This window comes from Plantactinospora endophytica (assembly GCF_016862915.1).
In the GTDB taxonomy this organism is placed as follows: domain Bacteria; phylum Actinomycetota; class Actinomycetes; order Mycobacteriales; family Micromonosporaceae; genus Plantactinospora; species Plantactinospora endophytica.
This window is the reverse complement of the sequence record NZ_BONW01000019.1, coordinates 45,060-69,416: the sequence shown is the minus strand read 5'-3', so window position 1 is coordinate 69,416 and position 24,357 is coordinate 45,060. Positions and strand designations below refer to the sequence as shown.

Sequence of the window (24,357 nt, the reverse complement as noted above, 5' to 3'; positions counted from 1 at the left end):
GGCCACGGTGGGGCGGTGCTCAGACCCCGGCGGGTACCTTCTCCTGCACCGGCTCGTCGGCCAGGTGCCGGCGCAGCCGCTCACCCTCGATGTCGACGTTGGGCAGGATCTTCGACAGCCAGCCCGGCAGCCACCAGGCGCTCCGGCCGAGCAGCGAGATCACCGCCGGCACGATCGTCATCCGGACCACGAAGGCGTCGATCGCCACCCCGATGGCCAGGGCGAAGCCCATCGACTTGATCACCGGGTCGTCGAGCAGGATGAAGCCGGCGAAGACCGAGGTCATGATGAGCGCGGCGGCGGTGACCACCCGGGCGCCGTGCCCCATCCCGTTGACGGTGGCCTGGGTCGGGGTGTCACCGTGTACGAAGTCCTCCCGCATCCGGGAGACCAGGAAGACCTCGTAGTCCATCGCCAGCCCGAACAGGATGCCGATCAGCAGGATCGGCAGGAAGCTGACCAGCGGCCCCGGGGTGTCCAGCCCGACCAGCTCACTGAGGTGGCCCTGCTGGAAGACCAGCACGGTGAGCCCGAAGGTGGCGCCGACGGTGAGCAGGAAGCCCAGCGCCGCCTTCAACGGCACCAGCAGCGACCGGAACACCAGCATCAGCAGCAGTACCGACAGCCCGACCACCAGCAGCAGGTACCACGGCATCGCGTCGGCGAGCTTCTCCGAGACGTCGATGCCGACCGCCGTCTGGCCGGTCAGCGACACGTCGGTACCGGCGGTGCCGTCGATCGGGCCGACCTTGTCCCGGATCGCGTGCACCAGCGTCTCGGTGGCCGGATCGGTCGGGCCGGTGGTCGGGATCACCGCCAGCAGGGCGGTCAGATTGTCCCGGCTCAGGTTCGGCGGGCTGACCGCGAGCAGGTTCTCGGTGCCCTGGACGGCGGCGGTGACCTCCTGGGCGACCGTGGCGGTCCGCTCGGCCGAGTCGCTCGACACCACCAGCGCGAGGCGGTTGTTGAACCCGGGCCCGAAGCCCTCGGTGATCAGGTCGGCGGCGGCGCGCTGCGGCGTACCGTGCGGGGCGGTGCCGTGGTCCGGCAGCGCGACCCGCATGTCGGCGGCCGGCAGCGCCAGCGCGCCGAGGCCGAGCACGGCGACCAGGATCAGCGGTACCCGCAGCCGGATGACCAGCCGGGCCCAGCGGAACCCGAACCCCTCCGCCTCGGCGGCCGGGGCCACGGCGGTTTCGTCCCGCCGCAGCCGGCGGGGCAGGATGCGCCGGCCGGCGAAGCCGAGCAGCGCGGGCAGCAGCGTCAACGCCACGAGTACGGCGACCGCGACGGTGCCGGCGGCGGCCAGCCCCATGATGGTCAGGAACGGGATGTTGACCACGGCCAGCCCGGCCAGCGCGATCACCACGGTGACCCCGGCGAAGAGCACCGCCGAGCCGGCGGTGCCGATCGCCCGGCCGGCCGCCTCCTCGGGCGCCAGGTCTTCGAGCAGGTTCTGCCGGTAGCGCGAGGTGATGAAGAGCGAGTAGTCGATCCCGACCGCGAGGCCGAGCATCAGGGCGAGCACGGGTGCGGTACTGGTCAGCTCCATGGTGCTGCTGAGCGCGTACAGGCCGGCCATTCCGGCGCCGACCCCGATCAGCGCGTTGAGCATGGTCATCCCGGCCGCGACCAGGGAGCCCAGCGTCACGACCAGTACGACCAGCGCGATGACCACGCCGATGCCCTCTGTGCCGCCCACCTCGGGCACGCTGGACATCACCTCGCCGCCGTGTTCGACCCGCAACCCGGCCGTCGTCGCGGCCGAGCCGGTCTCTTCGTACGCCTCGCGCTGCGTCTCGGTGATCTCGTCGGCCTGCTTCGAGAACTGCACCTGGATCAGCGCGTACCGGCCGTCCTGCGAGACCGCCCGGGTGGCGAACGGGTCGAGCGCGCCGACCACGCCGGGCAGGGTGCCGGCCTCGCGTACCAGGTCGGCCACTGCCGCCTGACGTTCCGGGGTGCCGAGCTGCTGGCCCTCGGGCGCGGCGACCACGATCGTGCCGGTGGCCCCGCTCGCCTCCGGGAACTCCCGCTTCAGCGCGTCGATGGCCCGCTGCGACTCGGTGCCGGGGATGGAGAAGTTGGTCGACGTCGGGCCCATGAACGCCACCGCGGCTCCGCCGAGCGCGGCCAGCAGGACGAGCCAGAGGACCACCACGAGCCGGCGGTGCCGGAACGAGGCCCGGCCTAGTCGGTAGAGGAGGGTCGCCATGTCGCTTCCTTTGGTCGAGGGGTCGGACGTGCGGTCGAGGGGGTGGCTGCGGATGTGGTCAGGAGTGCCGGTCGTCGTCCGGTGTCGATCTCACGATCGATCGGCCTCGGGGACGGATTGGGCGGCGGGTACGCCGGCCTCCGGCCGCAGTGCGCGGCGGGCCACCCGGAGGAGTGCCGGGCGGAGTACGCCGTCGTGGTCGGCGGTGCGCTCGATGACGATCGCGGAGATTCCGGCGAGCAGTACCTCGGCGGCGATCTGGTCGGCCGGGTCGGTGGACCGGCCGGCGACGGCGTCGACCAGCCGGGCGGTGATCGGGCGGATGTCGGCGAACGCCGGCTGTTCGAGCAGGTGCGCCGGGTCGTCGTAGATCAGGGCGACCTCACGCCGGTAGGTCAGCACCAGGTCGACGAAGCCGTCGATGGCGGCCTCCCGGGCGTTCTCGGCGTCGAGTCCGTCGAGCCGGGCGTCGAGGCCGGCCAGGTCGCGGGCGGCGGGCGCCACCAGCGCCAGCAGGATCGCCTCCTTGCTGTCGAAGTGGTACAGCAGGGTGGCTTTCGAGCAGCCCACCTCGACCGCGATGTCGTGCAGCGAGGTGCCCTTGAAGCCCATCCGGGCGAACTGTCGCGCCGCGACGACCAGAATCTCGTCCCGGGTCCTGCTGTTGCGCACCATCCGCCGGCTCACCTCCGCCCCCGAGCATGCCTGACCGATCGGTCAGAGAGTTGACCGATCGGTCAGAGTGTGACCCGGGTAACTGGAGACGTGCTCGCCGGCTCCGGCCGACCCTTCCGACTCTGCGAATACGGGTCGGGAGCGGGCCGCCCGCGCTGACGGGCGTCCCGCTCCCGGATCGTCGACGTCGCCGGTGCCCGGCGACTACGGTCGCCGCCCGTCACACCCCCGGCTCGGCGGCGGCCGGGCAACTGGCACCCCGGGCCGGTACGACCAGGTCGACCAGGTAGCGGTCCACCGTGCTCCGGGTACACGCCGTGGCGGAGTAGACGCCGTGGCCCGCGCCTTCGTACGTGAGCAGTACCCCGTGCCGGCCGAGCTGCCGGGCGACGCCGGTGGCCCAGTCGTGCCCGGTGGCCGGGTCGTGCACCGAGTTGAGCAGCAGCAGCGGTCGATCGGTGTCGACCCGCAACCGGTGCTGCGGGTGCTCGACCGGAGGGCTGCCGAGGCACGACTCCACCACCGCCAGCGCCTGCGGGTACGGCAGGTCGGTTCCGATCCGGGCCATCTCCCGTACCTGGGCGGCGTACTCCCGGTAGTCCCGGATCGGCAGGTGCCAGTCCCGGCAGGCGATCGCCAGCGGGTTGACCCTGGTCGGCTGTTCCGCCCGGGTCCGGTCACCGGTCGGTGCCGTGCTGGCCGGGCCGGACGTCGGCGCGGAGAGCGCGGCGATGGTCTGGGCGAGGTCGGCGTAGTCGGGGTCGTAGAGGGCCCGGGGCGCGAGGAACCCGCTGAGCGCGTACGGCGTCAGCGTGGCCGCCGGGTTCTTCGGGTCCGGCACCTCGCCTCGGCCGGCCCGGGCGAGCAGCTCGGCCCAGGTCGCCCGGACGTCCCGCCCGTGCAGGGCACAGCTCTCGGTCCGGTCGCACCAGTCCACGAACGCGTCGAACGAGTCCTGTGCGGCGGCGGTCGAGGTGTTCAGGAAGTCCCGGGTGCCGAGACTGTGGTCCATCACGCTCTCCAGCACCATCGCGCGGACCCGGTGCGGGAAGAGTTCGGCGTACCGCTGGCCGAGCAGGGTGCCGTACGAACTGCCGTGGTAGGTCAGCTTCGGCTCGCCGAGGGCGGCCCGTACGGCGTCCACGTCGCGGGCCATGCTCGACGTGTCGGCGTGGTCGAAGACCGGTCCGGTCCGGACCCGGCAGTCCGCCCGGAGCTGCCGGTTGTACGCCACCGTGGCGTCGAAGTCGGCCTGGCTGGTCAGCACCGGTGCCGGACGCCGGGCCAGCAGCTCGGCCGAACAGCGCACCGGACTGCTCCGGCCCACCCCGCGCGGGTCGAAGCTGACGATGTCGAACCGCTCGCGCAGCTCGGGGCCGAACCGGCCGATCCCGTCGACGATCCGCTCGACGCCGGAGTCCCCCGGGCCGCCGGGACCGAAGAACAGCGTGCCGACCCTGGCGGCCGGGTCGGTGGCGACGGTCCGGGCCAGGGCCAGCTCGAAGGTGGGGCCGCCCGGGTGGTCCCAGTCGACCGGTACGGACAGCGTGCCGCACTGCGCGTCGTTCTCCCCGGGGCAGGGGTGCCAGTCGACGGCCGTTGCCGGCACCGTGCCGCCGCGAGCCGGTGTCGCCCCGTCCGGCGGCGCCGCCAGTGCCGGCGGGGCGAGGGTCGCGACCGTCGCGGCGACGCCGGCCAGTACGGCGACGACGCCGGACGTCCGGCGGCGGGTGGCCCGGGGTGCCGCACCGGGGCCGGGCGGCTTGCTTCTGGGCAGCATCAAGTGCTGTCCTTTCTGCCGAAGGAGCGTTGCGCTGAGAACTCGCCCGAGGGCGAGGTGGTGCTTCTTCCTCCTGGGCCGTCGAGTTGGCGCTCGACGGCCCAGGGCCGGCGGTCGGCCGGGCGTTGCCCGACGTTCCCGAGATGCGGTTGCGTCGGGGTGGTAGTCGGTGACCGCCCCACGAGTTCCTCGACGGCAGCGGAGTCCGACTGCTCGGCGAGGACGCCTCCGTCCCGAGCCCGTGGCCTATTCGACGTCTTTGAGAACCCGTTCGAGCGAGGTCATCCGGGCTTCCATGCTGGCCAGCCGGCTGCCCAGCTCCGCCAACCGGTGCTCGGTGCCCTCCTGGGCCCGTACCGCCGTCTCGGCGAGTTTCCGGTAGTCCTCCTTGCGGCCGGCCGCCATCTTCGTCCGCTTGGTGCGGGCGATCTGGATGATGGTCGTGGTCACCACCGTGATGATCAGCGCGAAGACGCCGAACGCGCCGACCACCTCGGTCCAGTCGTGTTCACTCATGCCCCTGATCCCTCCTCGGCGTCCCGCCCGCCCGGCTCCGGAGGGGTCAGCGTCCGCGCCGCCGCCTCCAGCTCGTCCGGCGTCAGCCGTACGTCGAACTGGTTGACCTCGTAGAACTTCATCGCCTTACCGTCCTCGGAGAGTTCCAGGTGTGCCGACACCAGGCCGGCGGTCTCCAGCTTCCGCAGGTGGACCTGTAGCAGCGCCCGGCTGATGCCCAACTCGCGGGCCAGTTGACTCACGTAGTTGCGTCCACGGACCAGGGCCGCGATGACCCGTATCCGGTGCGGGTTGGCCAGGGTGGCCAGCATCCGGACCAGGTCGTCGCCGTTCGGGCCGGCCCGACTCATAACGAAAACCTGCACATGCTAAGTAAAGTTAGCAGGTGCCAACCGCATCACCAAGAGTGGTCCGGCCGGCGCCGGCCGGACCACTCGGTCGCGGGTGGAGAATGGTGGGATGCGCTGGACCGTGCTCGACTCCCCGATCGGGGAACTCTCCGTCGGAGTCGACGACGTCGGCATCTGTGGCGTGCACTTCGGGCCGGTGGAGGCGGCAGTGCCGGCCACCGCGCTGGCCGAGTTGCCCGCCCCGGACGCCGCCGAGTTGGCGACGGCGGTCGCCGAGCTGCGGGCGTACTTCGCCGGGACGTTGACGGAGTTCGGCGTGCCGCTGTCGGTACGCCGGGGCTCGGCCTTCGAGCGCGCGGTCTGGACCGAGATGTCGAAGATCCCGTACGGCGAGACGCGCACCTACGGCGAGATCGCGTCCGTGGTGGGTGATCCGGGGGCGGCCCGGGCCGTGGGGGTGGCCTGCAACCGCAACCCGATCCCGGTCATCGTTCCCTGTCACCGGATCGTCGGTGCCGGCGGCAAGTTGGTCGGGTTCGGCGGCGGACTGCCCCGGAAGCGCCAGTTGCTGGAGCTGGAGGCGAGGGTCGCCTTCGAGCGCGCCTGGACCTGACCTCCGCCCGATCGCACCGACCTCCCGGAAACGGCGGCGGGGGCCGGACCGTTCCCGGTCCGACCCCCGCTCGCGTGGTACGGGTCAGCGCTCGATCGTGCCGGCGATGAAGTCCTCGACGGCCTGGTGGGCGTCGTGGTCGGCGTACTGCTCCGGCGGCGACTTCATGAAGTAGCTCGACGCCGAGAGGATCGGGCCACCGATGCCCCGGTCGAGGGCGATCTTCGCGGCCCGGACCGCGTCGATGATGACGCCGGCCGAGTTGGGCGAGTCCCAGACCTCGAGCTTCAGCTCCGCGTTCAGCGGCACGTCACCGAAGGAACGCCCCTCCAGCCGGATGTACGCCCACTTGCGGTCGTCCAGCCACGGCACGTGGTCCGACGGCCCGATGTGCACGTCGCCCTTGGCGATCTCGTGCGGCACCTGGGAGGTGACCGACTGCGTCTTCGAGATCTTCTTGGAGATCAGGCGGCTGCGCTCCAGCATGTTCATGAAGTCCATGTTGCCGCCGAAGTTGAGCTGGTACGTGCGCAGCAGCTCGACACCCCGGTCCTCGAAGAGCTTGGCCAGCGCCCGGTGCACGATGGTCGCGCCGACCTGGCTCTTGATGTCGTCGCCGACGATCGGCAGCCCGGCGTCGACGAACTTCTGCGCCCAGGCCGGGTCGGAGGCGATGAAGACCGGCAGCGCGTTCACGAAGGCGCAGCCCGCCTCGATGGCGGCCGTCGCGTAGAACTTCGCGGCCTCCTCGGAGCCGACCGGCAGGTAGCAGACCACCACGTCGGCCCGGGCCTCGCGGAGCGCGGCGACGACGTCGGCCGGCTCGCGGTCGGACTCCTCGACGATCTCCCGGTAGTACTGGCCCAGCCCGTCCAGGGTCGGACCGCGCTGTACGAGTACGCCGGTCGGCGCCACGTCGCACAGCTTGATGGTGTTGTTCTCGCTGGCGACCATCGCCTCGGCGAGGTCCATGCCGACCTTCTTGGCGTCGACGTCGAACGCCGCCACAAACTCGACGTCCGAGACGTGGTAGTCGCCGAAGGTGACGTGCATGAGACCGGGGACGCGGTCGTTGGGGTCGGCGTTTCGGTAGTACTCGACACCCTGGACCAGGGACGAGGCGCAGTTACCCACACCGACGATGGCGACGCGGATGGATCCCATCGCGTTTGCCTCCTTTTTGCTCATTACGGCCGCTCCGACTCGTTCCCGGACTGGCCAGGCGGAGGCGGGTCGTTCTTTTCTGGATTGGTCGGGTCGCTGCCCGGGGTGGATCCGTCCGGGGTCCGACCGGAGCGCTCGTTGGCGATGAGCTCCTCCAGCCAGCGGACCTCGCGCTCACACGCGTCGAGGCCGTGACGCTGGAGTTCGCGGGTGTACGCGTCGAGCCGTTCGGCCGCGCGGCCCAACACGTCGCGCAGACCCTCGCGACGCTCCTCGACCTTGCGGCGCCGGCCCTCCAGGATGCGGAGCCGGGTCGCCCGGTCGGTGCGGGCGAAGAACGCGAAGTGAACCCCGAACCCGGTGTCCTCGTAGCTCTCGGGACCGGTCTGGGCGATCAGTTCGGCGAACCGTTCCTTGCCCTCGGCGGTGATTTTGTAGACCACCCGGCCGCGACGGCTGGTCAGCGCCGGGATCTCCTCGGCGGTGGCCGGCGTCTCGGCCGCCTCGGTGATCCAGCCGGCCGCCTGCAACCGACGCAGGGTCGGGTAGAGCGAGCCGTAGCTGATCGCCGCGCGGATCGCCCCGAGCTTGGCGGTGAGTTCCTTGCGGAGTTCGTAGCCGTGCATCGGGGACTCCTGGAGGAGACCGAGGATGGCGAACTCGAGCACGAGCACCCCTCTCCGTGTCCTCCGTCCGGACTCCGGTGAATTTTTGCTGTTGGAGCCCGTCTACCAGGCCCGATGTATCGGCCCGATACATCGCACCGTAGACCCTCGGGCTCGCCTAGGCAAACCCCCGGACGGCACGGGCTCGATCACAGTCAGTAACGAGAGTCGCCTCGTCCGGCCGGAGCCAGTACTCTTCTGCCCATGCGTTCGCAGCGCCAGGTCGTCGACTACTCGCTACAGAAGCGAGCAGTGCTGCGTGAGGTGCATTCGGGCCGGGTAGGGACGTACGAAGTGTGCGACGCCTCGCCGTACCTCAAGAACGCTGCGCGGTTCCACGGCGAGCCGACCGAGACGCTCTGTCCGGTCTGCCGTCGGGAAAATCTGACCCACGTCCACTACATTTACGGCGATGAACTCAAGCAGTCGGCCGGTCAGGCCCGCACCCGGGCGGAGTTGTCGGTGCTGGCGATGACCCTGCGTGAGTTCCAGGTGTACGTGGTGGAGGTGTGTCGCGGCTGCGACTGGAACCATCTCGTCGAGCAGTTCCTGCTCGGCCGGGACGGTGTCTCCGGTGACGACGGCGTCGGTGCCGCCGAGTCGGCCGCCGGCGCGGCGGTGGCCGCGTCCGCGACGGGCACCTCGGTCAGACGAAGGCGCGAGGCCCGCCGGTGACCCTGACTCGTTCCCCGGCCTGCGGGATCTTCCCCCGCCGACAGGACGAGTCGTATCTAGCAAACCGGATAAGTCCGGTTTTTCCGATGCCGTGCTGTCCGAGGACCGGTGCGTCCGGTACCGGACGGCGCGTGTTCCAACTCACGGCAACCCGGTGGTGGCGCGAGTGGCCATCACCGCGACCGGCAGGGTGTGACGAATGAACTCGTACGGCGATCCTAGTTCCGCGCGCGGTCGGGCGCAGTACCCGGGCGCGAACGGCGACTCTGGACCAGCGGACGATCCATACCAGCGCCCGTCCTGGGACGATCCGGGAGCCGCTCGCCGCTCGTCCGACGGCGACCGGGGCGGCTGGCCCGCCAACCAGGGCCGGGCCGGCGGCGCGTCGGCCCGAGCCAGCGTCAGCGGCGGGGCCCCGTCCGGCCGGGCCACACCGCCGGGGCGGGCCTCCGCCGACGGCGGCTGGGCCGCACCGGTGTCGCCCGCCTCCGGCTCGGCCTCGGTCGGCTCCGCGTCGGTCGGCTCGGCCGCACCCGGCCGCGCCCGGGTCGGTGGCCGCGCCGGGGTCGGCAGCGCCTCGGTCCCCGACGCGCCCGGGTCGGGTGGCGGCTACGGCGCCGGGCGGGCGTCCGCCGGCCGGGCCAGCGTCGGTACCGCCTCGGTGAGTGGGGGCGGCGCCAACGGCTCCGCCGGGCGGGCCCGGGTGGGCCGGGCCGTCGTGCCCGTCTCGCCGGCCGGTCCGGGTGGACCGGACGACCCGAACGGACCCGGTCGCCGGGGACGTCGGGGCGGCGGTGACCTCGACCCGGCGGCGCAGAAGCGGGCCAAGAAGCGCAAGCGGGTCAACATGCTGATCGCCGCCTTCGCCGTCTTCATCATGCTGGCCGGCGGCGGCGTGGTCGCCGCCACCTGGTATTCGACGAACGTCCCGATGCCGGACCAGCTTCCGCTGCCGCTGGCGACCACGATCTACGCCGCGAACAAGAAGAACATCGTCGCCAAGCTGGGCGACGAGAACCGGCAGATCGTCACGAGCAAGCAGATCCCCGCGCACGTGCAGCGCGCGGTCGCCGCGGCCGAGGACCGCAACTTCTACCGGCACGACGGGGTCGACTACGTCGGTATCGCGCGGGCCGCCTGGAACAACTTCACCGGCGGCAGCAAGCAGGGTGCCTCGACCATCACCCAGCAGTACGCGCGGAACGCGTACGAGAACCTCCAGGACGACAGTTACCAGCGCAAGGTCAAGGAGGCGATCCTCGCCTCCAAGCTGAACGACCAGTTCGACAAAGACGAGATCATGCAGCACTACCTGAACACGATCTACTTCGGTCGGGGTGCGTACGGCATCGAGATCGCGGCGTTGACCTACTTCAACAAGTCGGCGTCCAAGCTGACCGTGGCCGAGGGCGCCGTGCTGGCAGCGGTGATCAAGCAGCCGCAGATCGACACGTCCACCGGGCACAAGGGCTTCGACCCGGCGGACAACCCCGAGGAGGCCAAGGGCCGCTGGGAGTACGTCCTCAACGGCATGGTCGAGGAGAAGTGGCTGACGCCGGAGGAGCGGGCCAAGACCGCCTACCCGAAGATCCAGCCGAGGAAGAGCGCGAACGAGGCGTTCGGGGTGAAGACCCCGCGCGGCAACGTCGTCAACTACGTCAAGGCCGAGATGGCGGAGCGTGGTCTCTGCACCCTCGGCCCGGCGACGCCCACCAAGGTCGACTGCTCCAGTGCGCTCCGGGACGGTGGTTACAAGATCACGACCACCATCGACTGGAAGATGCAGACGGAGGCCGAGAACGCGGCCCAGCGCAAGAAGGGTTCGCCGATCTACGACGAGCCCAAGAACCTGATGTCGGCGCTGGTCTCGGTCGAGCCGAAGAGCGGCAAGGTGCTGGCCTACTACGGCGGCGACAGCGGGGCCGACTACGACTACGCCGGGTTGAACACCGACGGCGCCGGGACGGTGAGCGGCGGCCACCCGCCAGGGTCGAGCTTCAAGGTCTACACGCTGGCGGCGGCCATCAACGAGAAGATCTCGATCGACTCGATCTGGGACGCCCGGCCGTTCACCGTCAAGGGCACCAAGATCAAGGTGCAGAACGCCGGTCGTGACGTGACCAAGACCTGTGACCAGGCCTGCACGCTCAAGGAATCCACGATCAAGTCGTACAACGTGCCGTTCTACCACCTGACCGAGAAGATCGGCGCGGACAAGGTGCTGTCGATGGCCCGGCAGGCCGGCGTCCGGACCATGTGGGAGACCAAGGACAACCCGCCGAAGTGGCACGACCTGACCAAGGAGAAGCCGGAGGAGCTGGCGCCGGAACCGTTCTTCAACGTGGTGGCGTACGGGCAGTACCCGATCACCGTGCTCGACCACGCCAACGGGCTGGCGACGCTGGCCAACGGCGGTGTCTACAACAAGGCCCACTTCATCCAGCTCATCGAGCAGCAGGACCCGGAGACCGGTCAGTGGAAGAAGATCGGCGGAGCGAAGGCCGATCCGAAGCAGCGGATCTCGAAGGACGTGGCCGACGAGGTCACCTCGGTGCTGAAGAACATTCCCAAGGACAACAACGGCAACCTTGAGGGCCGCGAAGAGGCCGGCAAGACCGGCACCTGGGAATACAACCAGACCGACGACAACGCCCACGCCTGGATGGTCGGGTACACCCCGCAGGTGGCCACCGCGGTCTGGGTGGGCAGCAAGGACCCGAAGAAGCCCCAGATCAAGACCAAGGGCGGCGCCAACATCGGCGGTAGCGGCCTGCCGGCGGAGATCTGGCGGAAGTACATGAGCAAGGCTCTCGCCGGTAAGGACGCGATGTCCCTGCCGGACTCCAAGGACATCGGCGACAAGGAAGCCGGCAACGGCAAGAAGAAGGAGACGCCTCCGCCGGTCGACCCGAACGCGGGAGGCGGCAACCCCGGTGGCAACAACCCCGGCGGCAACAACCCCATCTGCCAGGGTCCGAACCCGCCGCCGCTGATCTGTCCGGGTAACGGCGGCAATCCGGGTGGCGACGGTCCGGGTGGCGAAGATCCGGACAACCCGCCCGGGCCCGACGAGGGTGGCGGCGGCCGAGGCGGCGACGGCTAGCCACCGACTCCGGCCCGGCACCACAGGGCACTGAGTGTCATCGATCGATACGGCCGGCGGCCGGGTCCCAGGACCCGGCCGCCGGCCTCGTTTTCGACTCCATCCGCCGACACGGCGGACCGGGCCGGACGGAACCCGGGCCGGTACGGCAGGATGCCTGTTCATGAGCGCGCAGTCGCCGGCTGGCATCGACGAACCTGAAAACGCCGACCACCCGTCCCGGTCGGACGGCTTCGTCCGGGGGCTCTCCGAGGTCATCGGCGGACCGATCGGTGCCCACGCCAGCGGCGTGGAGCGCCGGGGCACCCAGTGGAGCGGCCGGTTCTGGACGGCCGCCCGGATCGTACTGGCGCTGACCTGCCTCACCCTGGCCCTGCACTGGGTGCAGAAGTCGCCCTGCCAGGACGGTGCCTGGCAGAACAACGTCCAGTACACCCGGTTCTGCTACACGGACGTGCTCGCGCTCTACTACGCCGAAGGGCTCAACGAGGGCAAGGTCCCCTACCGGGACCACCCGGTCGAGTACCCGGTCGTCACCGGATACTTCATGGGCGCGCTCGGCCTGCCGGTGCACAACATCGGGGTGGACCGGCCGGAGATCAACCAGGCGCAGTGGTTCTACAACCTGAACGCGCTGGTTCTCGGGGCGCTCGCGGTGGCGACCGTGGCGATGATCCTGGCGCTGCGCCGCCGCCGGCCGTGGGACGCCGCGATGTTCGCGCTCTCCCCCGCGCTGCTGGTCACCGCCACCGTCAACTGGGACCTGCTGGCCATCGGGCTCGCCGCGATCGGCATGTACGCCTGGGCGAAACGACAACCCCTGGCCGCCGGCATCCTGCTCGGCCTGGCCACCTCCGCGAAACTGTGGCCGCTCTTCGTGCTCTGGCCGCTCTTCCTGCTGGGGCTGCGTACCGCGCGGGTCAGGGAGATGCTGGTGACGATCACCTCGGCGGTCGTCACGATCGTGGCCGTGAACCTGCCGATCGCGATCCTCTACCCGGAGAACTGGCGACGCTTCTTCGACCTCAACAGTGAACGGGCGGTCGACTGGGGCACGCTCTGGTATATCGGCCGCTATCTGGACAGCAAGTGGAACAGCGGCAGCCCCGGCGACCAGGGGCCGTTCCAGTGGCTCAGCAACAACATCCCGACCCTGAACACCGTGTCGTACGCGTTGATCACCGTCGCGTTCCTCGCGATCGGCGCACTGGCGCTCTTCGCCAAGCGCCGGCCCCGGCTGGCCGCGCTGGTCTTCCTGATGGTCGCGGTCTTCCTGATCTTCAGCAAGGTGTGGTCCCAGCAGTTCAACCTCTGGCTGCTGCCGCTGCTGGTGCTGGCCCGGCCGCGCTGGGGCGCCTTCCTCGCCTGGCAGTTCGCCGAGGTCGGCTACTTCGTCGCGTTCTACGGCGAGCTGCTCGGGGCCGGCGGCAAGCAGGTCTTCCCCGAGGGCGTCTTCGTCTTCGCCGCCACGCTGCGGCTGACCACCGTCGTGGTGCTCTGCGTGCTCGTCGTCCGGGACATCCTGCGGCCCGAGGGCGACCCGGTCCGGAGCACCTACCTCGACGACCCCGACGGCGGGGTCTACGACGGCGCCCTGGACGCGTCCTGGCTGCGCCGGATGCGGAGCATCCCGGAACAGCCGACCCGCACCCCCGCCCAGGCGACCTGACCGGCACCCGCCCGGCCCACCGGATCGGACCCGCCGGGCCGGGACCGGAGCCACCCGCCGGGACCGGAGCCACCCGCCGGGACCGGAGCCGACAGGCGGGACCGGAGCCGACAGGCGGCGGGGTCAGAGTCGGTAGACCACCGTCTCTCCGACGTCCTCCCGGCTGATCCCGAGGGTGTCGACCGGCAGGTCGACGGTGGCCTGCAACGGGGTACCGGCCACCCGGTCCCGGAGCACGACCACCGTTCGTACGCCCATGTTGCGCAGGTAGTCGATGCTCGCCTGGTCGGGGAAGTTCGCCGTGGCCTGGCGTACCTCGGCCAGCCGGGTCGGGGTGAACCCGCTGCCGCCGTTGACGATGTCCTGGAACCGGCTGGTCGACCAGAGCATCACGTGCTGGTCGGTCTTCTGGTCCGACGGCAGCACCAGCAGCGGGCCGTTGGCCACCCGCATCGCCGCTGGCTGCACCGGTACCACCGGATGCGGCGTGCTGTTCAGCCCTTCGGCCAGCACCAGCACGATCGGCAGCAGGGTGACCAGCCGGAGGAACGGCCCCGGCCGGGGCGGCACCCGTTCGGCGGCCGAGATCTGCCGGGCCCGTTCCGCGAACGCGCCGACCGAGCCGGCGGCGAGAACGCCGAGCAGCAGCGTCACCCAGATCATCAGCCGACCCGGCGTACGCAGCCCGTCCCATCCGGGTACGTGCTCGAAGAGCGGGAGGTAGGTCCAGGTGCCGCCGAAGAACCGGCTGCCCATCGCCAGCACCCCGGCGGCGAGTACGGCCACCAGCAGCAGCAGCCGCTGGCGTACCGTCCAGATCGAGAAGAACAGGCCGGCGAGGGCGAGCGCGAAGAGGACGTACCCCGGCAACAGGGTGGTCTCCGGCAACCCCGGCAGCCCGGAGCGCACCGGCTCGTGCAGGTCGCCCCAGATCAGCGACTCCGGCGGAGCGGTGAGGAAGCCACCCGGCGGCGGCGAGTAGTTGTGCAGCTCCTCGGCGGTGCGCCGGGCGTTGGGGTGCAGTTCGGCGACCTTGAAGTAGGGGATCGCCAGCAGGGCGCCGGTCGCCGCGAAGGCCGCGCCGCCCCAGAAGTCGGCCAGCAGCAGCCGGAATCCGACCGGCTGCCGCGTCCGGCGCAGGATCCGCCGGACCAGCCAGCTCAGCAGCACCACGACCGTGATCAGACCCATCACGTACGCGAAGACCAGGCCGATGCCGAAGCCGAGGCTGAGCTGCCAGGCAGCGACAAGCCAGCCGGCCAACGCCCAGCCGGAGCGACGGCGCTCGGGCCGGTAGCCGTGCCGCAGCGACCAGCCGTGTCCCCGGGCCAGCATGGCGAGGGCGAGCGGAATGCCGCCGTTGGAGATCACGTGCAGGTGACCGGCCTGTCCGAGCAGCCACGGCGCGTACGCGAAGCCGACCCCGGCCACCACGGCGCCGATCCGCCCCGACCCGAGCTGCCGCACCAGCGCGTACGCCCCGACCAGCGCGAGCGCGTGCGCCAGCACGAACAGGATGTTGTACCGGAGGATCGCCGCCTCCGGTCCCTGACCGATCATGCCGGCCGGCGCGTACCCGAGCAGCGTGTCGGAGAAGGCGAAGGTCCAGGTCTCCGGGAAGAAGGCGTTGCTCTGCCAGAGCTGGGCCGGCTTGGTCAGCAGGATGTGCCCGGACCAGGCGACCTGCCAGGCCTGGAGGGTCGGGTCCCAGGTGTCCTGCGGCAGGGTGTGCCGTGGGTAGCGCAGGGTCGGCCAGGTCATCAGGACCGCCAGGACCAGCGCACCGAGCCCGGCCAGGCTCCACTCGTGTACCAGCCGACGCCTCACCGCCCGACCGATCCGCCCGACCCGGCCCGGTACCACCTCCGGAGCGGGCCCGAACGAGGTGAAGGGGTCGGCGGGCTTCGCCGGCTCCGTACCGTCCGTCGCCTTGTCCTTGCCCTCCTTGCCGCCCTTCTTCTCCTTCTTCCCCTTGTCCTTCTCTTCCTTGTCGGCCTCGCTCTTCTCCTTGCCCTTGCCGTCCTGCTGCTCGGTATCGGTCCCGTTCGGTGCCTTGTCCCCGGTCCCGGCGGCCGTCTCGGGCTCGGCTCCGTCCACCTTCTTCGCGTCGGTCCCGCTGCCGTCGTCGCCGCCGGGCTCGACCGGCTTGCCTGGCGTGCTGCCGGGCTCGGCCGGCTTCTCCGGCGTGCTGCTCGGCCTCCCGTCCACCGGCCTCGTGGCCTGCGTCGAGTCGGTGGTCTGTGTCGAGCCGTTGCTTTCCGCCGAGTCGATGGTTCGCGGCTTGTCGGTGGTGTGTGGCTTGTCGGTCCGTGCGGTGTCCAGCTCTGCGTCCGGCGCAGGTCCGGCCGCCGCACCGGACTCCGGCTGCTGCTCGGCCGGCAACACTCCGGCCGCCGCGCCCGACTCCGGCTGCTGCTCGGCCGGCGTCGCTCCGGTGGCCGGGCCGGGCTCGCTCGCCCGGTCGGGGCTCCGGTCCGGGGTACCGGTGCCGGGCGGCTCAGGGGTGGCGGTGCTGGTGGGCGCGGTGGACCGCGCCGTGTCGTTGGCGGCGTCGGACTGGTCCGTCGACATCGGCTAGCGCCCCCTACCGGCCCACGCGGTCGCGGAGATAGGCGATGTCCGTGGCCTGACCGTCGGCCCCACCCGGAGTCTCGACGATGACGGGAGCGCCGGCCGCGCGGATCACCGCGACCACCAGCTCCGGGTCGATGGTGCCGTCGGTCAGGTTCTCGTGGCGGTCCCGGCCAGAGTCGAAGGCGTCCTTCGAGCCGTTGGCGTGGATCAGGTCGATCCGGCCGGTGATCGCGAGTACCCGGTCGACGATGTCCAGCAGGTCCTCGCCACCGGCGTGCGCGTGGCAGGTGTCCAGGCAGAAGCCGACGTCGTACTCGCCCACGGCGTCCCAGAGCCGGGCCAGGTTGTCGAACCGTCGGGCGCAGGCGTTGTCACCGCCGGCGGTGTTCTCGATGAGTACCGGAACGCCGTGCCCACCGGACTCGGCGGCCTGGGCGAACGCCTTGCGCCAGTTGTCGAAGCCGACCGTGATGTCGTCGCCCGCGTTGACGTGCCCGCCGTGCACGATCAGGCCCTTCGCGCCGACCGCGGCGGCGGCGGTGGCGTGCCCGAGCAGGAGCTTGCGGCTCGGGATGCGGATCCGGTTGTTGGTGGTGGCGAGGTTGATGACGTACGGCGCGTGGATGTAGACGTCCACCTCGGAGTCGCGGAGCTGGGCGGCGTCGGGTCGTGGTTGTGGTGTCTTCCAGTCCTTCTGCGGATCGGCGAGGAAGAACTGGACCGCGTCCGCCTTCCGGAGGGCCGCCTCGTCCAACGGATCCGTGGCGTCGACATGGGCTCCGATACGCATGAAGGCGAGCCTACGTCGCGCCGGCCGGCCGGGCGGGGACGGGCGCACCTCTCCGGTCCGGCCGGCCGGTGCCGTACCGCCCGATGACCGCCGCTCGTACCGCGCCGGGCCGGTGCGGTGCCGCGCGGCAGCCGGCGCCCGTGCCGTGCTGGAGCTGGTGCGGTGGCGCGTGCGAGCCGGCGCGTCACCGGCCGGCTGATGAATCGTTCTTCCAGGTGAGATCCGTTCGCCCGGCGTACGGGCGGGATCGATCCAGGAGCCGTGCCGAGTGCACGGACCGTGCCGGGAGAGGGAAGACGTGGCCCTGTCGCTCCGACGCCGCCGCGCCGCCGTAGCGGTCGCCGCGCTCGTCGCGGACACACCGCCGCTGCTGTCCGGTGTCGCGGTCGGCGCGAAGCGGTCACGTTCCGGGGCGGTCGCGCCGGTCCAGGTTTTCCCCGCCGGGTCGGTCGGGCGGGCCGAGGTGGGGTCGGTGCCGCATGGTCCCGATGTGGCCGACCCCCGGAGCGCCGGGGCGCCGCAGTACGCGGTGCCGGGCAGCCATCCTCCGCCGCCGGACCGACCCGGCGGGGCTGCCGCCGTCCTGGTACGCCGACCCGATCCGGCCCGCCGGGCTGCTCTCCCTGTCGGCGCTGGTGGCCGCCGTTGCTGTGGCGGGAGTCTCGACAGGAGCAAATCGGGCGATTTTCGCTCAACGCACAACTCAGACTGTTATCGCGTAAGATGACAATACAATAGGCTCCGCGGGGCGCCTTCCGTCCAACTCATCGGTGTGGTCGTTCCTCCCCAGGTCCCACCCAAAGAATGCGGACGGGATGCGCCCCGCGGCTCTGCGTCGAAGAGCCTCCTCCGGTCACCGCGCCGGAGGAGGCTCTTGTCGCCCCCGGGCGCACCGGCGGGACGCAGGGGTCCGACGACGCCCGGTACCGGTGCACCGGGTATTCTGCTCAGGTTGTCCGTGGCGCGACGGGATCCCTCCCGAGACCGCGCGGCAACGACGCATGACCTCCTGCCACGGAAGGACCGTGGCCGCTAGCCCAGAGGAGGTGAGCACGTCTTGCGTCATTACGAGATCATGGTCATCCTCGACCCAAGCCTCGAGGAGCGCACCGTCGCCCCGTCGCTCGACACGTACCTCAACGTGATCCGGACCGCGGGTGGCTCGGTGGAGAAGCTCGACGTGTGGGGGCGGCGCCGCCTCGCGTTCGAGATCGACAAGAAGGCCGAGGGGATCTACGCCGTCATCGACCTGCAGGCGACGCCTGCGGCGGTGGCCGAGCTGGACCGGCAGCTCCGACTCAACGAGTCCGTGCTGCGCACCAAGGTCATCCGGCCGGAGACGCGCTGACGCGTTTCCCGGCACGCCCGGATCAGCCTCACCAGACCTGTCGTACTGCTCTGGCAGCCTTGCAGGGACTGATGAGTGCGCGAGGAGATGGTCATGGCAGGAGATACCACCATCACGGTCATCGGCAACCTGACCGATGACCCCGAGTTGCGTTTCACCCCGTCCGGTGCCGCGGTCGCCAAGTTCCGGGTCGCCTCGACGCCCCGGTTCATGGACAAGGCATCCGGTGAGTGGAAGGACGGCGAGCCGCTGTTCCTCGCCTGCACCGTGTGGCGGCAGGCAGCCGAGCACGTCGCCGAGTCGTTGCAGCGTGGCGCTCGGGTGATCGTGTCGGGCCGGCTCCGGCAGCGGTCCTACGAGACCCGCGAGGGCGAGAAGCGCACCGTCATCGAGCTGGAGGTCGACGAGATCGGCCCGTCGCTGCGGTACGCCACGGCGAAGGTGCAGAAGATGTCGCGCTCCGGCGGCGGTGGTGGCGGATTCGGTGCCTCCGGCGGTGGTGGCGGCGGCGGTGGCCAGGGCGGCGGAGGCAACTTCGACGACCCGTGGGCCTCGGCGGCTCCGGCCTCCTCGCGTTCGTCCGGTTCGGGCGGCGGAAACTTCGACGACGAGCCCCCGTTCTGATTCGGGTGCCGAACACCCGAGATCGCAAACCAGGAGCAAGAGCAATGGCGAAGGCTGCGGCACTGCGCAAGCCGAAGAAGAAGGTGAACCCGCTCGACAAGGACGGGATCACCTACATCGACTACAAGGACACCGCGCTGCTGCGCAAGTTCATCTCCGACCGCGGCAAGATCCGCGCTCGGCGGGTGACCGGGGTCACCTCCCAGCAGCAGCGGCAGATCGCCCGTGCGGTCAAGAACGCCCGCGAGATGGCGCTCCTGCCGTACACGGCCACGGCCCGCTGAGAGGAGGCGCCGAAATGAAGATCATCCTGACCCAGGAGGTATCGGGCCTCGGTGCCCCCGGCGACATCGTCGAGGTCAAGGACGGCTACGGCCGTAACTACCTGCTGCCGCAGGGCTTCGCGATCGCCTGGACCAAGGGCGCGGAGAAGCAGGTCACGGTCATCCGGCGGGCCCGTGCGGCCCGGGAGATTCGCGACCTCGGCCACGCCAACGAGGTGAAGGCCCAGATCGAGGGCCTCAAGGTCAACCTGACCGCGCGCGCCGGCAACGGCGGGCGGCTCTTCGGTTCGGTGACCCCCGGCGACGTGGTGGACGCGGTGAAGGCGGCCGGCGGGCCGTCCCTCGACCGGCGTCGGCTGGAGATGCCCGGCGCCATCAAGTCGGTCGGCAGCCACCAGGTGCGGGTCAAGCTGCACCCGGAGGTCACCGCGCGGTTCGACCTGAAGGTCGTTCCGGGCAAGTAGCCGAGCAGGCGACAGCGAGATTCCGGGGTGCCGTCCGATCGGACGGCACCCCGGAACTGTCTTCCCGACCAGAACCTGCTGCTGGCGGAGCTGTCCGTTGACCGAACCGAACGGCAGGTTCTCGACGCGCAGCGCGGTCGAGCCGTTCACCACACCACCACCCCACCTGCCGGCGCGGCCCCCGCGAGCCGGTGGCGGCAGAACTCAGCCGAGCGGCTGACCGCTGATCGCGCTGAAGATCACGGTGGACAGCCCACCACCGACCACGGCGGCGGAGAGCCCGACGGTCACCGCCCGCCAGGTGCGGTTGAACCAGCGCATCAGGGCGGCGACCACGAGACCGGTCGCCAGCGCGGCGAGGAACCGTGGTGTTCCGGCCAGCAGCGCGGAGATCGCCTGGCTCCGCTCCGACTCACAGGCACCGGCGGTGCCGGGTACGCAGTCCACCGGCACACTCGCGTCGAGCGTGAGTACCCAGACGAAGACCGCGAGCACGGCGACCGCGTACCAGGCGGCGGTGTAGAGGACGGCGGTCAGTGGGCCGCTGGGCTGCGGGTCGAGCAGGTCGTCTTCGAGTCGTCGACTGAGCGGGCTGGGCCGCCCCGTCCGGGTCGCCGAGGGCAGTGGGTTGCCGGTGGCCGGCCGGCGCCTGGTCGTCGTACCCGCTCCGCTGACGCTCCGGGTCGAGCCCACCGCACCGGCCCGGCCCCGTACAGGTGCCGATGCCGATGCTGATGCCGTGGCGGCCCGTCGCCGTGGCGGTGACACGGAGTCGCCCGTCCGACGTGCCGGCGACACCGGCCGGTCCGGCAGCGGTGGGTACGCGACGGCCGGTGAACGCGGGGCGGACTCCGGAATGCCCATCCAGCGCGGGTCGTCACCGGCCAGCCGGGTACCGGACCAGAAGGCGTCACCACCGTCCGGCTCGGTACGGCCGGCCTGCCCGGATCCGCCGTCGGCGGTGTTCTCCCGCCCGGGGCCGGTGTCCCGGGCCAGTCCGGCGAGTTCGCCGTGCCGCCACTCGGTGGTGTCGGTGAACCGGTCCCACTGGCCGGTGTCGGTGAACCCGTCCCACTGTCCGGTCTCGCCGCCCCGGTCACGGCGGCGGCCGGCGCCGGAACCGCCCGGCGGCTCGGGGTCGGTCACCCGGTCGATCATGCCGGTGTCGGTGAGCCGGTCCCACGGCCCCGGGTCCGTACGCCAGCCCGGAGCTTCGGCGCGGGCTTCCGGCCCGGGATCGGCGTGTCGGCCCCGCCCGGCCCGGTCGTCGCCGACCCGGCGTACCGGTCCGGCGTCGCGGTCGCGGCGAACCGGCTCGGCGTCCGGTTCGCGTACCCGTCGGCGTGCCGTCGCGCCGCCCTGGTCGGACCGGATCGGCTCGGCGTCCGGTTCGCGTACCCGTCGGCGTGCCGTCGCGCCGCCCTGGTCGGACCGGCGTGACCGGCGTCCGGTGCCACTGTCCGGGTCGCTCTCGCTGGGCGAGCGCACCCAGCGGGCGGTGGCCCTCGACTCTTCGGTCTCCGGGGTTCGCCCGGTGGATTCCGGCTGCTCCGTGGCCGGCGTCGTCTCGTCGGCGGCGCGATGCCGGGAGCGTTGCCGCCCGACGGGCTGCGCGGAGCCGGTCGAATCCTCGGCTTCCCCTGCGGCCGGCTCGGCCCGGCGTCGACGCCCCGGAGCACGCGGTGCCGCGCCGTCCGGTGCGGTCCGCTCCCGGTCGCCACCCGGCGCACCGGCCCGGCTCCGCCGGCCCGGCCGGGACCCGTCGAGCCCGTCCAGCCAGTTGACCGCGGTGTCGGCCCGGTTAGGTCGGTCGTGCCGGCCGGTCTCTCCCGACGGCGGATCGGCGGCCCCGACGCCCCAGCCCGATGTGGGTACGGCCGTCGGATCGTCGTCCGCCTCGGCCCGGCGCCGCCGGCCGCGCCGTGGTGCCGTGGAACGTTCGCCCAGCACGCCGCCGTTCGCGCCGGCCCCGGTGGTGGGGGCGGCTGCGGCCCAACCGCCGGAGGTGGGTGCGTCGGCGATCCAACCGCCACTGGTGGGTGCGTCGACCCAGCCGCCGGTGGTGGTGGGCGCGGCGGCTATCCACCCGCTGGTGGGTGCGGCGGCGGCCCAGTCGTCGGGCTCGTCCGAGTGCCGACCGCCGCCGGCCCGACGTGCCGCACGCCGCCCGGTGGCCGGGGTACCGGTGAACCCGCCGCTGCCGCCTCCGCCACCGAGTCCGGTCGCGTCACTCGTACCCGTCCCGCTCGGGTCGGTCCTGCCACTGGTACCGGTCCCGCCGCTCGGGTCGGTCCCGGTGTCGGTCGCCCCGGTCGCCGCGCCGCGCCGCCAGCCGACGCTGCCACCACTACCGCGCCAGTGGTCGTCGGCAGTCTCCCCGCCCGCTGTTTCGTCACCCGCCGGGTCGGCATTCGTACCGCCGGAGTTGCGCCAGTAGTCGCCGCTGCTGTCCCAGGCGACCTCCGGGGCCACCCGTCGGCGCCCCGCCGGCCCGGTGTCGGCAACCGGGCCGGTCTCGGCAACCGGCTCGGCGGCCCGGTCGGCGCGGTGGTGCCGGCCTCCGTCGCGGCGCTCCGGCTCGGCGTCGGCGGACCAGCCGGAGGTGTCGGCGTACGGTCGGGCGGCGCCGGGCTGGAGCGGTTCGGTGGACTCCCGGGCCCAGGACGGCGTGTAGCTGTCGACCGGATCCGGCGCGCCGCGCCCCCGCGCCCGACGCCGGCTCGGGGTGCGATAGGTGCCGTCAGGACGCGAGTACGGGTCAGCGGGCCAGGGCGTGGCCGGGTCGGTCCGGCCGCCACTGTCCTGCCACTCTTGTCGGGCGAGCTCACCCCGATCCCGATGGTCCACAGCCGAGGCGTGACCTTTCTGGTTAGTCGATCGCGAGGAGTCTGGTACGTCGTTCGCGAGTAGCCGTACGCAAGATTGCCGTCGCCCGATGATACGCCGTCCCGGTAGCCCGAATTTGACCTGTTTCTTTCCTCCACATGCTGGGGACCGAGTCGTCGCAGGTCAGGCCTGCTCCAGGCTATCTTCCCCAATCGTTGTCCACAGCCTGTGCACAGGGCTGCACACACCCCGCCGGCAGCCGTCCACAGGTTGTCCCGAGTTGTGTCCACCGCAGTGGTTGAGTCCCTGACCTCGACCTCCGTATCGTTGCCCCCTGACCCTGCCGCCCGTGCCGACATCCCCCGGTCGAGTTGGCCGGCCAGGGCCGAGCGGTACGGCCCGCCGGTCGCCGGCCGGGCCGGAGCGGGGGACGAGACCGGCAACCGACCGGAGCCCCGGTCAGCCGAGAAATGTCGTACGTCGGCGGTTCGCTGGAGCCAGCCGGTGTGGTGGAGGGGGATGCCCGTGTCGGTCACCGACGAGGTCCGTGGGGATTCGCGTCCGTCCGCGCCACCCTCCAACGGGCCGCCGCGCGACGGCGGGTTCGACAAGACCCCACCGCAGGACATCGCCGCCGAGCAGTGCGTGCTCGGCGGCATGCTGCTCTCCAAGGACGCCATCGCCGACGTCGTCGAGATCCTGAAGTCCAACGACTTCTACCGGCCGGTGCACGCGACCGTCTTCGACGCGATCCTGGACCTCTACGGCCGGGGCGAGCCCGCCGACGCCATCACCGTCGCCGCCGCGCTCGCCGACTCCGGCGACCTGGCCCGGATCGGCGGCGCACCCTACCTGCACACGCTGATCGCCAGCGTGCCGACGGCCGCCAACGCCTCCTACTACGCCCGGATCGTCGGCGAGCGTGCGGTGCTGCGGCGGCTGGTCGAGGCGGGTACCCGGATCGTCCAGCTCGGCTACGGGTCGGCCGGCGGCGGCGGGCGGGACGTCGACGACGTGGTGGACCTGGCCCAGCAGGCGATCTACGACGTCACCGAGAAGCGGGTCAGCGAGGACTTCGCGGTGCTCGCCGACATGCTCCAGCCGACGCTGGACGAGATCGAGGCGGTCGGCGCGCAGGGTGGCGTGATGACCGGCGTACCGACCGGCTTCACCGACCTGGACCGGCTGCTCAACGGGCTGCATCCGGGGCAGTTGGTGATTGTGGCGGGACGCCCCGGTCTTGGCAAATCAACTGCTTCGATGGACTTTGCCCGGAATGCCGCCATCAGACACAACTGTGCGAGCGCGATCTTCTCGCTGGAAATGAGCAAGGTCGAGATCGTGATGCGACTCCTCTCGGCCGAGGCCCGGGTGCCGCTGCACGTACTGCGCAGCGGGCAGCTCTCGGACGACGACTGGACCAAGCTGGCCCGCCGGATGGGCGAGATCAGCGAGGCGCCGCTCTTCGTCGACGACACCCCCAACATGAACCTGATGGAGATCCGGGCGAAGGCCCGGCGGCTCAAGCAACGGCACGACCTCAAGATGATCGTGGTCGACTATCTCCAGCTGATGAGTTCGCCGAAGCGCACCGAGAGCCGGCAGCAGGAGGTCGCGGAGCTGTCCCGAGGGCTCAAGCTGCTGGCCAAGGAGGTCGAGTGCCCGGTGATCGCGGTCAGTCAGCTCAACCGTGGCCCGGAGCAGCGTACCGACAAGCGTCCTCAACTGTCCGATCTGCGCGAAAGTGGCTCGATTGAGCAGGATGCGGACGTTGTCATCCTGCTGCACCGCGACGACTACTACGACAAGGAGTCGCCCCGGGCCGGCGAGGCGGACTTCATCGTCGCCAAGCACCGGAACGGCCCGACCGACACCGTGACGGTGGCCGCCCAGCTCCACCTCTCGCGCTTCGTGGACATGGCGATCGTCTGATCCCACACCCCCGGTGGTGATCGTGCCCGACCTGACCGTCACGCACGGCCAACCCGAGGCGGGGACCGAACCATCCCCCGGGGGGCACCG

19 protein-coding genes are annotated in these 24,357 nt (G+C 71.3%); 9 read left to right on the top strand and 10 right to left on the bottom strand.

Annotated features, from left to right (window positions below; genetic code table 11):
* Nucleotides 1-19: 19 nt before the first annotated feature.
* The 5 genes from Pen02_RS19710 to Pen02_RS19690 form a co-directional block, all read right to left on the bottom strand.
* Complete coding sequence (locus Pen02_RS19710; RefSeq protein WP_203867561.1) at nt 20-2,215, bottom strand: MMPL family transporter; 2,196 nt, start codon at nt 2,213-2,215, stop codon at nt 20-22.
* 90 nt (nt 2,216-2,305) lie between these two features.
* Nucleotides 2,306-2,890 (bottom strand): TetR/AcrR family transcriptional regulator, encoded by a 585-nt coding sequence (locus Pen02_RS19705; RefSeq protein ID WP_203867560.1) that lies wholly within the window; start codon nt 2,888-2,890, stop codon nt 2,306-2,308.
* Nucleotides 2,891-3,110: 220 nt separating this feature from the next.
* A complete protein-coding gene (locus tag Pen02_RS19700; protein ID WP_203867559.1) occupies nt 3,111-4,670 on the bottom strand; it encodes an alpha/beta fold hydrolase in 1,560 nt (519 codons plus the stop codon).
* A 246-nt stretch (nt 4,671-4,916) separates the two neighbouring features.
* Nucleotides 4,917-5,186, bottom strand: coding sequence for a hypothetical protein (locus Pen02_RS19695; RefSeq protein ID WP_203867558.1), 270 nt, complete (start codon nt 5,184-5,186; stop codon nt 4,917-4,919).
* Nucleotides 5,183-5,536: an ArsR/SmtB family transcription factor gene (locus tag Pen02_RS19690; RefSeq protein ID WP_203867557.1), complete on the bottom strand. Its 354-nt coding sequence runs from the start codon at nt 5,534-5,536 to the stop codon at nt 5,183-5,185. The genes Pen02_RS19695 and Pen02_RS19690 overlap by 4 nt, the downstream gene beginning before the upstream one ends.
* A 109-nt stretch (nt 5,537-5,645) precedes the next feature.
* Here Pen02_RS19690 and Pen02_RS19685 point away from each other — a divergent pair, with 109 nt between their 5' ends.
* Nucleotides 5,646-6,149 (top strand): methylated-DNA--[protein]-cysteine S-methyltransferase, encoded by a 504-nt coding sequence (locus Pen02_RS19685; RefSeq protein ID WP_203867556.1) that lies wholly within the window; start codon nt 5,646-5,648, stop codon nt 6,147-6,149.
* An 84-nt stretch (nt 6,150-6,233) separates the two neighbouring features.
* Here the strand turns inward: Pen02_RS19685 and Pen02_RS19680 are convergent, their stop codons facing one another.
* Nucleotides 6,234-7,313, bottom strand: coding sequence for an inositol-3-phosphate synthase (locus Pen02_RS19680; protein WP_203867555.1), 1,080 nt, complete (start codon nt 7,311-7,313; stop codon nt 6,234-6,236).
* A gap of 23 nt (nt 7,314-7,336) precedes the next feature.
* Entirely contained in the window at nt 7,337-7,981 is a 645-nt protein-coding gene (locus tag Pen02_RS19675) for a PadR family transcriptional regulator (protein WP_203867751.1), read from the bottom strand.
* Between the two features lie 201 nt (nt 7,982-8,182).
* On the opposite strand from Pen02_RS19675, the gene Pen02_RS19670 reads away from it, so the two are divergent.
* From Pen02_RS19670 to Pen02_RS19660, 3 genes are all read left to right on the top strand, one after another.
* The gene (locus Pen02_RS19670; protein ID WP_203867554.1) at nt 8,183-8,653 is read left to right on the top strand and encodes a DUF5318 domain-containing protein; all 471 of its coding nucleotides are present in this window, start codon (nt 8,183-8,185) and stop codon (nt 8,651-8,653) included.
* Between the two features lie 199 nt (nt 8,654-8,852).
* Entirely contained in the window at nt 8,853-11,756 is a 2,904-nt protein-coding gene (locus Pen02_RS19665; RefSeq protein WP_203867553.1) for a transglycosylase domain-containing protein, read from the top strand.
* Nucleotides 11,757-11,919: 163 nt separating this feature from the next.
* On the top strand, nt 11,920-13,425 hold the full coding sequence (locus Pen02_RS19660) for a glycosyltransferase family 87 protein (RefSeq protein ID WP_203867552.1): 1,506 nt from the start codon (nt 11,920-11,922) through the stop codon (nt 13,423-13,425).
* Between the two features lie 123 nt (nt 13,426-13,548).
* Here Pen02_RS19660 and Pen02_RS19655 read toward each other — a convergent pair whose 3' ends face one another.
* Together Pen02_RS19655 and Pen02_RS19650 are read right to left on the bottom strand one after the other, a co-directional pair.
* Nucleotides 13,549-15,996, bottom strand: a complete 2,448-nt coding sequence (locus Pen02_RS19655) for a hypothetical protein (RefSeq protein ID WP_239140984.1) — start codon at nt 15,994-15,996, stop codon at nt 13,549-13,551.
* Nucleotides 15,997-16,009: 13 nt separating this feature from the next.
* A complete protein-coding gene (locus Pen02_RS19650; protein WP_203867551.1) occupies nt 16,010-16,789 on the bottom strand; it encodes a deoxyribonuclease IV in 780 nt (259 codons plus the stop codon).
* Nucleotides 16,790-17,846: 1,057 nt separating this feature from the next.
* Between Pen02_RS19650 and rpsF the strand changes: the two genes are divergently transcribed.
* The 4 genes from rpsF (at nt 17,847) to rplI (ending at nt 19,509) form a co-directional block, all read left to right on the top strand.
* Nucleotides 17,847-18,137, top strand: coding sequence for a 30S ribosomal protein S6 (rpsF, locus tag Pen02_RS19645; protein ID WP_101368798.1), 291 nt, complete (start codon nt 17,847-17,849; stop codon nt 18,135-18,137).
* Between the two features lie 75 nt (nt 18,138-18,212).
* Entirely contained in the window at nt 18,213-18,761 is a 549-nt protein-coding gene (locus tag Pen02_RS19640) for a single-stranded DNA-binding protein (RefSeq protein ID WP_203867550.1), read from the top strand.
* A gap of 44 nt (nt 18,762-18,805) precedes the next feature.
* On the top strand, nt 18,806-19,045 hold the full coding sequence (gene rpsR, locus Pen02_RS19635; protein ID WP_007073789.1) for a 30S ribosomal protein S18: 240 nt from the start codon (nt 18,806-18,808) through the stop codon (nt 19,043-19,045).
* Between the two features lie 14 nt (nt 19,046-19,059).
* On the top strand, nt 19,060-19,509 hold the full coding sequence (gene rplI / locus Pen02_RS19630; RefSeq protein ID WP_203867549.1) for a 50S ribosomal protein L9: 450 nt from the start codon (nt 19,060-19,062) through the stop codon (nt 19,507-19,509).
* Between the two features lie 204 nt (nt 19,510-19,713).
* Here the strand turns inward: rplI and Pen02_RS19625 are convergent, their stop codons facing one another.
* Nucleotides 19,714-22,356 carry a hypothetical protein gene (locus Pen02_RS19625; protein WP_203867548.1) on the bottom strand — a complete coding sequence of 881 codons (2,643 nt, stop codon included), beginning with the start codon at nt 22,354-22,356 and terminating at the stop codon, nt 19,714-19,716.
* Nucleotides 22,357-22,860: 504 nt separating this feature from the next.
* Here Pen02_RS19625 and dnaB point away from each other — a divergent pair.
* Nucleotides 22,861-24,267: a replicative DNA helicase gene (dnaB, locus tag Pen02_RS19620; protein WP_203867750.1), complete on the top strand. Its 1,407-nt coding sequence runs from the start codon at nt 22,861-22,863 to the stop codon at nt 24,265-24,267.
* Nucleotides 24,268-24,357 lie beyond the last annotated feature (90 nt).

Bases quoted from the DNA above. Each gene is read 5' to 3' on its own strand.
- Pen02_RS19710 (WP_203867561.1), bottom strand. From the start codon at position 2,215: ATGGCGACCCTCCTCTACCGACTAGGCCGGGCCTCGTTCCGGCACCGC.
- Pen02_RS19705 (WP_203867560.1), bottom strand. From the start codon at position 2,890: ATGGTGCGCAACAGCAGGACCCGGGACGAGATTCTGGTCGTCGCGGCG.
- Pen02_RS19685 (WP_203867556.1), top strand. From the start codon at position 5,646: ATGCGCTGGACCGTGCTCGACTCCCCGATCGGGGAACTCTCCGTCGGA.
- Pen02_RS19670 (WP_203867554.1), top strand. From the start codon at position 8,183: ATGCGTTCGCAGCGCCAGGTCGTCGACTACTCGCTACAGAAGCGAGCA.
- Pen02_RS19665 (WP_203867553.1), top strand. From the start codon at position 8,853: ATGAACTCGTACGGCGATCCTAGTTCCGCGCGCGGTCGGGCGCAGTAC.
- Pen02_RS19680 (WP_203867555.1), bottom strand. From the start codon at position 7,313: ATGGGATCCATCCGCGTCGCCATCGTCGGTGTGGGTAACTGCGCCTCG.
- Pen02_RS19655 (WP_239140984.1), bottom strand. From the start codon at position 15,996: ATGTCGACGGACCAGTCCGACGCCGCCAACGACACGGCGCGGTCCACC.
- Pen02_RS19695 (WP_203867558.1), bottom strand. From the start codon at position 5,186: ATGAGTGAACACGACTGGACCGAGGTGGTCGGCGCGTTCGGCGTCTTC.
- Pen02_RS19700 (WP_203867559.1), bottom strand. From the start codon at position 4,670: ATGCTGCCCAGAAGCAAGCCGCCCGGCCCCGGTGCGGCACCCCGGGCC.
- rpsR (WP_007073789.1), top strand. From the start codon at position 18,806: ATGGCGAAGGCTGCGGCACTGCGCAAGCCGAAGAAGAAGGTGAACCCG.
- rplI (WP_203867549.1), top strand. From the start codon at position 19,060: ATGAAGATCATCCTGACCCAGGAGGTATCGGGCCTCGGTGCCCCCGGC.
- Pen02_RS19690 (WP_203867557.1), bottom strand. From the start codon at position 5,536: ATGAGTCGGGCCGGCCCGAACGGCGACGACCTGGTCCGGATGCTGGCC.
- Pen02_RS19650 (WP_203867551.1), bottom strand. From the start codon at position 16,789: ATGCGTATCGGAGCCCATGTCGACGCCACGGATCCGTTGGACGAGGCG.
- Pen02_RS19660 (WP_203867552.1), top strand. From the start codon at position 11,920: ATGAGCGCGCAGTCGCCGGCTGGCATCGACGAACCTGAAAACGCCGAC.